The organism is Alloscardovia theropitheci (assembly GCF_004332295.1).
GTDB lineage: Bacteria > Actinomycetota > Actinomycetes > Actinomycetales > Bifidobacteriaceae > Alloscardovia > Alloscardovia theropitheci.
Genome location: NZ_RXLP01000023.1, coordinates 92,145 through 102,918, shown reverse-complemented (window position 1 = coordinate 102,918; position 10,774 = coordinate 92,145). Strand labels below are relative to the sequence as shown.

10 protein-coding genes are annotated in these 10,774 nt (G+C 43.3%); 6 read left to right on the top strand and 4 right to left on the bottom strand.

The annotated features are described in order from the left end of the window. Positions 1-34: 34 nt before the first annotated feature. Complete coding sequence (locus tag EJ419_RS06035; protein ID WP_131284633.1) at positions 35-484, bottom strand: GNAT family N-acetyltransferase; 450 nt, start codon at positions 482-484, stop codon at positions 35-37. 332 nt (positions 485-816) lie between these two features. Between EJ419_RS06035 and EJ419_RS06030 the strand changes: the two genes are divergently transcribed. From EJ419_RS06030 to EJ419_RS06020, 3 genes are all read left to right on the top strand, one after another. Further along, positions 817-1,812, top strand: a complete 996-nt coding sequence (locus EJ419_RS06030; RefSeq protein WP_131284631.1) for a DUF6630 family protein — start codon at positions 817-819, stop codon at positions 1,810-1,812. A gap of 327 nt (positions 1,813-2,139) precedes the next feature. Then, on the top strand, positions 2,140-3,096 hold the full coding sequence (locus tag EJ419_RS06025) for a nucleoside hydrolase (protein WP_131284629.1): 957 nt from the start codon (positions 2,140-2,142) through the stop codon (positions 3,094-3,096). Positions 3,097-3,181: 85 nt separating this feature from the next. After that, entirely contained in the window at positions 3,182-4,606 is a 1,425-nt protein-coding gene (locus tag EJ419_RS06020; protein WP_131284627.1) for an MFS transporter, read from the top strand. Positions 4,607-4,727: 121 nt separating this feature from the next. On the opposite strand, the gene EJ419_RS06015 is transcribed toward EJ419_RS06020, so the two are convergent. Together EJ419_RS06015 and EJ419_RS06010 are read right to left on the bottom strand one after the other, a co-directional pair. Next, positions 4,728-5,003: a type II toxin-antitoxin system RelE/ParE family toxin gene (locus EJ419_RS06015; protein WP_131284625.1), complete on the bottom strand. Its 276-nt coding sequence runs from the start codon at positions 5,001-5,003 to the stop codon at positions 4,728-4,730. Continuing rightward, complete coding sequence (locus tag EJ419_RS06010) at positions 4,996-5,259, bottom strand: type II toxin-antitoxin system RelB/DinJ family antitoxin (protein WP_131284623.1); 264 nt, start codon at positions 5,257-5,259, stop codon at positions 4,996-4,998. The genes EJ419_RS06015 and EJ419_RS06010 overlap by 8 nt, the downstream gene beginning before the upstream one ends. Positions 5,260-5,689: 430 nt before the next feature. Here EJ419_RS06010 and hflX point away from each other — a divergent pair, with 430 nt between their 5' ends. Further along, the gene (hflX, locus tag EJ419_RS06005) at positions 5,690-7,405 is read left to right on the top strand and encodes a GTPase HflX (RefSeq protein WP_240680358.1); all 1,716 of its coding nucleotides are present in this window, start codon (positions 5,690-5,692) and stop codon (positions 7,403-7,405) included. Between the two features lie 114 nt (positions 7,406-7,519). On the opposite strand, the gene EJ419_RS06000 is transcribed toward hflX, so the two are convergent. Next, positions 7,520-8,395 (bottom strand): LysR family transcriptional regulator, encoded by an 876-nt coding sequence (locus EJ419_RS06000; protein WP_131284621.1) that lies wholly within the window; start codon positions 8,393-8,395, stop codon positions 7,520-7,522. Between the two features lie 137 nt (positions 8,396-8,532). On the opposite strand from EJ419_RS06000, the gene EJ419_RS05995 reads away from it, so the two are divergent. Both EJ419_RS05995 and EJ419_RS05990 read left to right on the top strand, forming a co-directional pair. Next, positions 8,533-9,525, top strand: coding sequence for an alpha/beta hydrolase (locus EJ419_RS05995; RefSeq protein ID WP_131284618.1), 993 nt, complete (start codon positions 8,533-8,535; stop codon positions 9,523-9,525). Between the two features lie 228 nt (positions 9,526-9,753). Beyond that, positions 9,754-10,716, top strand: a complete 963-nt coding sequence (locus EJ419_RS05990; protein ID WP_131284615.1) for an L-lactate dehydrogenase — start codon at positions 9,754-9,756, stop codon at positions 10,714-10,716. The last annotated feature ends 58 nt before the right edge of the window (positions 10,717-10,774 follow it).

Genomic DNA, 10,774 nt, shown 5'->3' with positions numbered 1-10,774 from the left:
AGCGAGCTTACTGTTTATACAATTTTGTAGAAAATTACTCATGCTCTAAACGCATATAAAGGATAGGGAAGGGGTCTCCATACTCGTCTACATCGCTACGCTTATAAGTGACAAAACCTAGGTGCTCATAGAAACCAACTGCTTGCGGATTTTGCTCATTGACAGTAAGATCATGAACACCGTGAGCTTTAATACCGTATTCTAAAAGCTGTTTGCCAATTCCTCGTCCACGATTTTGTGGATCGATAAAAAGCATCTCAAGATGAGTGCCATCAATACCCATAAAGCCAAGAGGATTTCCTAATTCGTCTTGAGCGATAATAAGCTCAGGAACGTCACGTAAAGCTTCAGGAATATACTGCTTAATGCGAAGAATTTCAGGCTCTGGGACGAAAGTATGGGTAGCGCGTGTAGATTGCTCCCAGATATCGACAAGAATGTTTATTAAAGCCGAATCGCGGTCTTCAATCTCTTGAATGTGCATACATGAATTTTAGCATGTGAAGAGTGTAGCGATAGGATGCAGTGAGATGGTGAGGCGATAGAGCGCAACATTATGATGTAGTAATAGAGTACGATTACTGGATCTAGTTGGCGTGTGCGATACGACGTGCAAAAAATACGCCGTCCAAAAATTTTTGAGTTAAAGAACATCAAGCGTAACAGGAGTACAATAACGTATAACAGTGATTTGCTAGATAGTTGCAAAAGCCGAATGTCGATTCATTGAAAGAGTCAAAAACGGTGTATGTAACGTATATGAATGGTCAGGCGGTTGACCTAATAACTATGCGAGCAATCATTGAGGAGGATGATATGGGTCTTTTGAGTTTTCTGAGCAAGAAATATCGTGGATGCACGCTCACGATTGACGACCTGAGTACTGAGGACTTCACATGGTTTGACATCAGACAGTGTCTGCGCGATATAGATAAAGGGCGCATAACGTCCTTCTCTGTTAAAACTGAGAGACCGTTGGACACAGATGAATATTATCGTGTTTGCAGTGACATGACCATTAAGTTAGACAATAAGCTCAGTGAGTATAATCCATCTCTGACTCACTATATATGCGTAGTGGAAGTCGCCGATGAAGGCACTGGAAAGCATTCGCTTGGTGTGAGCATTGATGGGCTTGAGTTGGAAGAAACGGCGGAAATGGTTCAAGATTTCCTTAATAATTCGCGTACTGATTACGCTCGTATGCCGCTTATTGAGGATTGGGATATTGAATGGGATAATCGTCCGAGAATTCAGACGGAAATTTTCAAACGTATCGCTTCAATGCTTACATATGATCAGCGCGTATTAGCACGGTTACACGGGTGCTTTGCAAATCCGCGTAAATATTTCTTACAACACAAAGACAGCTTGTCCGATTCCGACGTATATGAAACTTCAACCGAAAATACGATTGCATGGTATGCGCTCGTCGATGAGCTCAGTGAAGTAGACGAGGTTGGGATCTTCAGTGAGGACGACGCTCTTGACGATTTCATTGATACGGCAAAGAGCATGATAAATCGTCGGGCAAGCACTGATGCTCGTAGTATCGAGTTGCACAGTGAAACTTTTGATTCATCTCAGGAAATGTCTGACTGGGCTATCGAATTGGATCGGCAACTTCAATCACAGGGCTACCGACTCGTGAATATGGATGTCATGGCTGATTATGTCGTCTTTCTCATATATCCAACAGAAAAACTATCTGAGCTGATTGATGCGGGGAACGAATTAGCTGAGGACTCGATGCAGTTCTTTGAATTTGAAACGGTTGAATCGTTTGTGGAGGGGATGAGAGAGGAAGAGTGAGTATTCGATATTTGGGTATCTGTTTATCTGGGTATTGGCGATCTAGCAACTAATCGTAACAAAGCAATACACATTCTTTGTTATCAGTTGAATAATACTTTTCAAGGTTTATAAACCGATAAAATGGGCTGAATTCATATCCTCGTGTTCCGATTTTGCGCAATTAGGATAATCGTGCTATCGTTGTCATTTAGATGTTGGTTAAGCGCTTAACCAACTTTCGAGCCAGAGTTCGGAGTAAGCGCTCAGCCAGCGAAAAGCAGCACAAGCAGCAAAGCGATGGCAACTTAATTGTTGTCGCGTATTAACCAACGGAGGTTCTCCACCATGTCAAAGAAGATGATTCTCGATCTCGATACAGGCGTAGATGATGCAATGGCTATTGCTTACGCGCTCGCGAGCCCAGAAGTAGAGCTTATTGGTATTACCGGTACATATGGAAACGTTCTCGTAGATCAGGGCGTGCGTAACTCTCTTGCTATTACCGATATCCTTGGTCATCCTGAAGTTCCAGTATTCCGTGGAATCGAGCATGCTTCGACCAAAGATAGTTTCGAAGTACTCCCAATTTCTGCATTTATTCATGGTAAAAACGGTATCGGCGATGTTGAAATTCCTGATTCCCCTCGCCCTGTAGAAGAGCAGAGTGCTGTTGACTTCATTATCGAAGCAGTACATAAGTATGGCAAGGATCTGGTATATGTGCCAACTGGTCCTGATACCAATATTGCCGCAGCAATTAAGAAGGATCCAGAAATTGTAAACCTCATCGGCAATATCGTCATCATGGGTGGGGCCCTTACCGTTCCAGGCAATGTGAATGCATGGACTGAAGCAAATATTTCCCAAGATCCAGAAGCTGCTGACTTCCTCTTCCGTTCAGGCGCTCCTGTAACCATGATTGGTTTGGATGTTACTCTTCAGACGCTTCTTACGTATAAGGACACCCAGAAGTGGCGCGAAACCGGTACAAAGTCTGGCGAATTCTTCGCTGATATGGTGGACTTCTACATCAAAGCATATGAGACGACTGCTCCTCATTTGGGCGGATGCGGTTTGCATGACCCGCTTGCAGTAGCTGTGGCTATTGATCCAACTCTTGTTACATTGCTTGATCTCAACATGAAGGTAGATGTCGAAGGTCCTACACGCGGACGTACTATTGGCGATGAACAACGTATTACTGATCCTCACAAGACGATGAAGGCAGCAATTGCTGTTGACGTCGATCGCTTCGTGAATGAACTTATTGAACGTATTGGCAATCTCGTTGCTCGTAACTAAGTTGATTTCTTTATGTTTGTCTTGAACCTAGCTTCAAGACGATTTGACAAACTTAGTGAAGAAAGAAAGACAAAAGAGGAAATATATGGCTAATGAAAATTCCGCTGCATCACGTGCAGCAGCAGAGCCAGAATCCCCAGCTGCATTGGCTGCGGGAATGACTAGTGACAAGGCAGTACGGGCATTGATCCCATTGCTTGTTACCTTCGTTTTGGGTACATTGTGCCTGCAAGGATTCAATCTCGTATTTTTGCAAGTGGGTAAGGATGTCGGAGCTGCAGGTCAAGCATCATTGATCACTGCAATTCCAGGTATCGTTCTTGGTATCGTATGCTTCGTATACGGTTCTTTGGGCGACTTCGTATCTTTGAAGAAGCTTGTAACGGTTGGAATTATCACGCTTTTCATCGGTTCGGTATTCGGATTTGTGGCAGGGTACTTCTTTACTCCAAACATTTGGATCGTTATCATCGCTCGTGTACTGCAAACAGCGGGTGAGCAGGTAGCAGGTTCTGCATTCTTGGTTGTAGCTACGAAGTATTTGAAGAATTCATTGAAGGTCATCTTCTTTGGTCTCTTCACTGCTGCTTACCAGCTTTCCGCAGCAATCGGTGTATTTGCTGCCGGTTTGTTTAGCTCAATTCACTGGGCATACCTCTTCCTTATTCCTACAGTAACAATTCTTTTGCTCCCAATTTTACTCAAGAATCTTCCAGATGCTTCTCGTTCTGGCGAAAAGATTGATGCTCTTGGCTTCACCATCTTCGGTCTCGGTGCAGCATTCCTTGCATTGTTCTTCTCATACAATGCTTGGTGGATGATGATTGTAGCAATTGCTTTGTTTGTAGGTTTCGCATTCTACATTCACGTAGCAAAAGATCCATTCGTCACTCCAGAATTCTTCAAGAATACAAAGTGGCTCATCGGAACTTTGTATGTCCTCTTGTTCTTCTTCCCGAACTATTACTTCTCACCAATGTTCAATTACGTAGCAACCAATATCTATAAGATCAGCACGAACGAAGCATCCCACTTCATCGTATGGGGCTTCATTATTGCTGCAGTAGTTGGAACAACTTCAGGCTGGATTGTCGATAAGATCGGTCGAAATGTTGCATTGATGACTTCGGGTACTTTGATGGCGCTCGGCTTCATTCTCGGTGGATTACTGATTAATCATGGCGTTTGGGCAATGACCTTCGCTGCATGTGTATTCTATGCCGGTGCAGGCTTGCTCTACTCGCCAATCGTTTCCCTCGTACTCGGAACGCTTCCAGCAGAGGAATCCGGTCGTGGTGTAGGTATGAATGATTTGGCGATCAATACCACTGCATCCATTGGTATCGCAATTATGGGTACTATCAGCAGCACGAATGCGTTTGCAGGCTTCAAGCTCACAGGCATGAGTGGAGCTGCAGCCAATGCTTCCGGAATCTACCTTGGAGCAGCGGCGGTCATCATCGTGGCATTGCTCGTTTATCTCTTCACACAGAAGAAGGTACAGGAGTAGTTAAGGGATAGGCTATGACCCGGCTGGTCTAATAGACCTGATAATTCCAGACCAGTTAATTGTGAATAGTAAATATAGTTTTGGGGCTTTCACCGTTTAAAACAGTGAAAGCCTCAATTGATTAGAAAAGCTCGTCATGCGTTGCTAATCGTATGAAATTAATTTGTTCGTTCGTAACTTGATATAAAAGAATTATGTCTGGATAAACATGAAGATCATGTACACCCTTGTATTGGCCTTCTAATATGTGATCTTTGTACTGTGCTAAATCACTACTTGTTGCGCCTTCGCGGATTAAACGTATGATAGCGAAGAGTCGATCTAAATCATAATGCTTTGCTTTATATCGTTTAACGTCGCGTAAGTATGCGGGTGTGTAGAAGACTTGTTTAGACATTTCGCATCATATTTTCAAAATCATCGGTATCACCCGCATCAATCAAACCTTCTTGTAGTGCTTCGGTAATCTTTTTGTCATAAGGAGAACGCTGTAGTTCAAATGGGAACCCCTGAACATTGATAATTTGATGAAGGAGCATATTAAAAGTAGTGGGAACGTCTAGACCGTATTCAGCAAGAATATCTGCAGCTTGCTTGTATAACTTTGAATTTGTGCGAATAGACATACGCATATCGTTCTTTGCTAGTGCCATGATGACTCCAAATCGTGAAATAAAAGTTATATATGATGTAATATTGTACACCGAATGGTGTTATTTGTCAGCATTCATGCCCTATTTTATAGGTTAATTCGAACGTGCCTAAAGATGTTCAGCTGGTTTAAGTTGAGGCTCGGGAAAAATATAACTCTTGGGTAAAATCGGTCATTTTTTACCTAATTTTGGTCGATTTTAGGGTCAAAAACGGTCAGTTATACCCAAGAGATTTTTATGTTCGCAGCCTGTAATGAACGGTCAGTTTTACCCAAGCGATATATATAGACATGCGAATAAGGAAATCCCAGCTCTTCATATCCGCCTCAAGCAAACAAATCATCCGAACTGAGTGCATACTAGCAGTACGCCTAGTATACTGAAAACATTGACGTAATAGTTTATAAAAATAGCGTACAGAAAAGGTGATATGGGTTCACAAAAGCATTCACAACAAAAGCACTCGCAGCGTAGAGCGCATAATCTTTCGACGATTCACGGGCAAGCGGCAGCAGCTCGAAATACGGCGTGGAATACTTCGTCTAAGAATTCTAAGAGTAAAGAAACTGAATGTTTGGAACGAGCAGAGCATTCAGAAAGACCAGAAAATTCAGGACAAGTAGCCCGTTCAGAACATTCAGAGCGTAACGATTCTGAACTTTCTTTTCTTGACTCGCATTCCGATGTTCTTCTGGATGAGCGCGTGGGGCAAGCGGCTGCTCAGGGCGTTCAAGGTCTTGCAGGAGAGCAGGAGTGGGAAGAGCGAGAAGGACGAAATAAACTCCGTCATGTTGAAGGTCTTGGCGAGCTTCAAGATATTACCGAGGTTGAGTACCGTAAGGTTCGTCTTGAGCGTGTAGTTCTTGTTGGCGTGTGGTCAAGTCGAGAGACCACTCTTCAGCAAGCAGAAGAGTCACTTCGAGAGCTTGCCGCGCTTGCTCGTACCGCTGGTGCTGAGGTTATGGATGGTGTTCTCCAGCATCGTCTTCGTCCGGATAAGGCGACATTTATCGGCTCGGGTAAGGCAAATGAAGTAGCTGGAATCGTTGCAGCTACTGAATCGGATACTATCGTGGTGGACGCTGATTTGCCTCCAAGCCAGAGGCGTGCGCTTGAAGATGTGACGAAAGTTCACGTCGTTGATCGTACTGCTGTGATTTTGGATATTTTTGCTCAGCATGCTACAAGTCGCGAAGGTAAGGCTCAGGTCGAGCTTGCACAGATGGAATACATGCTTCCGCGTCTTCGTGGTTGGGGTGGAAGCCTTTCGCGTCAGGCAGGTGGACAGGCGGCTGGTCAAGCTGGTGGTATCGGTTCGCGTGGTCCTGGTGAAACAAAAATCGAGATGGATCGCCGTGTTATCCGTACTCGCATGGCGAAGCTTCGTAAACAGATTGAGCAGATGGCTCCGTCTCGTGAAGTGAAACGTGGTTCGCGTCGCCGTCAAGGATTGCCAACGGTTGCAGTTGTTGGTTATACGAATGCAGGGAAATCCTCGCTTATTAATCGCTTAACGGGTTCAGCTGAGCTTGTAGAAAATGCGCTTTTTGCGACTTTGGATACGGCAGTTCGAGGCACCAAGACTGCTCAAGGACGTAGCTTTACATACGTCGATACTGTCGGTTTTGTGCGAAAACTGCCAACTCAGTTAGTTGAAGCATTCAAATCAACTCTTGAAGAAGTAGCTGAATCTCATGTGATTGTTCATGTCGTCGATGCATCTCATCCAGATCCATTCTCTCAAATTGATGCAGTGAATGAAGTTTTAGAAGATATCGATTCTATCGCTGGAATGCCTACAGTTATCGTTTTCAATAAAATCGATCAAATTGACGACACGAAGCTTGAACGTTTGAAAAATCTCGCGCCGGATGCGTATTTCGTTTCTGCTGCAACGGGTGAGGGGATTGATGAGCTCAATTCGTATGTTCAATCTCTCCTTCCGAAGCCAGAAGTGAGAGTTGAAGCCCTCGTGCCTTATGTTAACGGAAATTTGATTTCTCAAGCGCGAGAGTTTGGAACGATTGAATCAATTGATTATCGCGAAGATGGCGTCTTCATCGTGTGCGAAGTTGATAGTGCTCTTGCCGCTGCGCTTTTGAGCGTCAGTGCCAGTACAGAAGATGAGGCTTGGATTAGCGCCTAGTGCCTAATGCTTAGTGCTTACGCTTAGTGTGTAAGAAACTGAAGATACGCAAGTGCGAACGGAGGAATTGACATGTGGTTATATTCCTCCATTCGTCATATTTATACGTGAGATTTAAGCATGAAGCGATTGCAAAATCGTCAGAAAACTATTAAAAATTTCCGTGGTCGTTGAATTCTTTCGCCACACAACGTGCATAGAATTGGAAAGGGGAGGATTAAGAGGACGACTGCATAGTTTATGCTTTATCCCATTTCCCACTAAATGCTCAAAAGCGAGTAAAATTCCAAGTCCGGATTCGACACAGCGAGCGGCGTTATACATAAGATTACTTGTTCCAACAAAATTCAGACGTGATGCGTCTGCTCCTGCCCATCGAGGAATGTCGACTTTAATTGACTGAGCAGAAGCTATCACATTCCGATCTATCAAATCATTGATACTAATAGAAGCTTTGCGTGCTAAAGGGTCATCATCTTTCATTATCGCTACCCAACGGTCTGCACCTGGTAATTGTAACGAATTATATTTATTAAGTTCAGGCGTATCGACGACAACTGCACAGTCGATAAGACCTCGATCGACTAAATCAAGCACTGCTTTAGAATCGCCGCTCGTTATATGAAATTGAAAATGAGGATAGGAGCCGCGTAACTTGGCTAACGAATCGGAAATATAAGACATTTGAGCGGACTCAGCACAGCCCAAGCGTAATTCAGGATTGGCGTCACTTTGCAAATTGCGAAATTCATGAGTGGTCTTATCAACTAGTGACAAGATGTCAGCAGCTCTTTCCTGAAAGAGCAAGCCTTCGGGGGTAAGCGAGATGCTACGTGCGTGACGGATAAGAAGTTTTTGACCGAGTTCTGCTTCTAATTGTTTTATCTGGTTTGACAGAGCCGGTTGGGAAATCCCGATAATTTCAGAAGCTGCAGTAATATTTTTCTCCTGAGCAACTTCCATAAAATTTCGCAAACTATTGATATTCATAACTTTACCTATGTTCGAGTCGTTGATTATTCCTCTGAAGTAATAACTAAATATTATAACAACGATAATAAATAAATATTTGTTATCGTAAAAAACTTCGTATAGTATTCTATTTAGAAAATACGGAAAGGAAAAATATGGTAAACGAATGGGACAAAGTCTTTGAAAGAAGTGAATCTGTTAATCATGAAAAAGTGACATTTACTAATCATTTTGGAATTAAGCTTGTTGCTGACCTATATACCCCAAAGAATATCGAGGGTAAGCTTCCTGCGCTTGCAGTAGCAGGTCCTTTTGGTGCTGTTAAAGAGCAATCAAGTGGCTTGTATGCGCAGACTATGGCAGAAAAGGGCTATGTTGCGTTGGCATTCGATCCTTCCTTTACGGGTGAGTCTGGTGGTGAGGCTCGTGATGTGTTCTCACTTGATATAAATACTGAAGACTATCAAGCAGCGGTAGATTATTTAAGCAATCTGTCATATGTTGATGCCGAAGAAATTGGACTTATCGGAATTTGTGGCTGGGGAGGTATTGCCCTTAATGCAGCAGCTATGGATCCACGTATTAAGGCAACCGCTGCGGTAACCATGTACGATATGGCACGCATTGGCGCACGTGGATACTTTGATCAAGGAACTGATGATGATCGTTATGATATGAAAAAATCCATTGCACAACAGCGTACCGAGGAATATGGTAAGGCAGTACTTGCAAAAGCAGGTGGGTGTGTAGAGTATCCTGCGCCAGCTGATCTTCCTGAATTCGTTCAGCAGTACAGTGCTTATTACAAGACCAAACGTGGATATCATAAGCGCTCAGTCAATTCGAACGAAGGATGGGTTCTTCAATCACAGACGGGCTGGGCTAATACTCAGATTTTGACTCATCCACAGGATTTGCGAAATGCTGTGCTCATAGTCCATGGCGAGAAGGCTCATAGCCGTTATATGGGCGAAGAAACCTATCAAAAGCTAGTAGATGCTTTCGAGCAGGGCAGTGAAGAAGCAAAAAATAAGGAACTTATCATTGTCGAAGGTGCAACTCACACAGATTTGTATGATGGCGGGGATAATAATTATATTCCATTTGATAAAATCGATGATTTCTTTGCTCGTAATTTGCGCAAATAAATTAAAATCCTGTGCCATTTGATGGCATGGATAGCGGTGCGTTTAATGTGTAATTTCTCACATTAAACGCACCTTTTTGCGTTTCGAACAACGTTTTTAAAGAAGAAGCAGTGTATTCGTAGAGAGCTCTTACTAGACTAAAGGAGACGTTTCGAATGATTATGAATAATTCGAAAATTTCTTTGTAATGAAAATATTTCTAATGAATCCGCGAAAGAAGGATTAAACATGGCAGTTTCGCCAGTAAAACCAACTAAGCTCGCAATCGTTGGTGCAGGTGCTGTAGGTTCTACAATTGCATTCGCTGCAGCTCAGCGTGGTATCGCTCGTGAAATCGTTCTCGAAGACATCAATATGAAGCGTGTAGGAGCTGAAGTTCTCGATATGCAGCACGGTTCTAGCTTCTATCCAACTGTTTCCATCAGCGGTTCTGATGACCCTGAAATTTGCCGTGATGCAGATGTAGTTGTAATCACTGCAGGTGCTCGTCAGCAGCCAGGACAGACTCGTCTTGAGCTTGCAGGTGCAACTATTAACATCATGAAGGCTATCATTCCAAACTTGGTTAAGGTAGCTCCAAATGCTATTTACGTACTTATTACAAACCCAGTTGACGTTGTAACTCAGGTTGCTTTGAAGCTTTCTGGTCTTCCAGCAAATCAGATGTTTGGTTCAGGTACAAACCTTGATTCTGCACGTTTGCGCTTCCTTATCGCTGAGCAAACTGGCGTTAACGTTAAGAATGTACACGCTTACATTGCTGGTGAACACGGTGATTCTGAAGTAGCGTTGTGGTCATCTGCAACTATTGGTGGCGTACCAATGCTGGACTGGCAGCCACTGGCAGGACATGAACCATTAACTGCTGAAATTCGTGAACAAATCCACCAGGATGTTAAGAATGCAGCATACAAGATTATCGAAGGTAAGGGCGCTACCAACTACGCAATTGGTATGTCTGCAGTAGATATCGTTGAATCTATTTTGAAGGATTCGAACCGTATCTTGCCTGTATCTTCCTTGCTTACAGACTTCCACGGAATCTCTGATGTATGCATGTCTGTACCAAGCGTATTGAACCGTGAGGGTGTAAATACTCGTCTTAACACTCCATTGAGCGAAGATGAGCTTACAGCTTTGACTCGTTCTGCACAGACATTGCGTGCAACTGCAGCAGAGTTTGGATTCTAAATAAATTATTACTTAATTTCTTAGAATTTAAGGGGAGATGGGTATAATCCATTTCCCC

Bases quoted from the DNA above. Each gene is read 5' to 3' on its own strand.
- EJ419_RS06035 (WP_131284633.1), bottom strand. From the start codon at position 484: ATGCACATTCAAGAGATTGAAGACCGCGATTCGGCTTTAATAAACATT.
- EJ419_RS06030 (WP_131284631.1), top strand. From the start codon at position 817: ATGGGTCTTTTGAGTTTTCTGAGCAAGAAATATCGTGGATGCACGCTC.
- EJ419_RS06025 (WP_131284629.1), top strand. From the start codon at position 2,140: ATGTCAAAGAAGATGATTCTCGATCTCGATACAGGCGTAGATGATGCA.
- EJ419_RS06020 (WP_131284627.1), top strand. From the start codon at position 3,182: ATGGCTAATGAAAATTCCGCTGCATCACGTGCAGCAGCAGAGCCAGAA.
- EJ419_RS06015 (WP_131284625.1), bottom strand. From the start codon at position 5,003: ATGTCTAAACAAGTCTTCTACACACCCGCATACTTACGCGACGTTAAA.
- EJ419_RS06010 (WP_131284623.1), bottom strand. From the start codon at position 5,259: ATGGCACTAGCAAAGAACGATATGCGTATGTCTATTCGCACAAATTCA.
- hflX (WP_240680358.1), top strand. From the start codon at position 5,690: ATGGGTTCACAAAAGCATTCACAACAAAAGCACTCGCAGCGTAGAGCG.
- EJ419_RS06000 (WP_131284621.1), bottom strand. From the start codon at position 8,395: ATGAATATCAATAGTTTGCGAAATTTTATGGAAGTTGCTCAGGAGAAA.
- EJ419_RS05995 (WP_131284618.1), top strand. From the start codon at position 8,533: ATGGTAAACGAATGGGACAAAGTCTTTGAAAGAAGTGAATCTGTTAAT.
- EJ419_RS05990 (WP_131284615.1), top strand. From the start codon at position 9,754: ATGGCAGTTTCGCCAGTAAAACCAACTAAGCTCGCAATCGTTGGTGCA.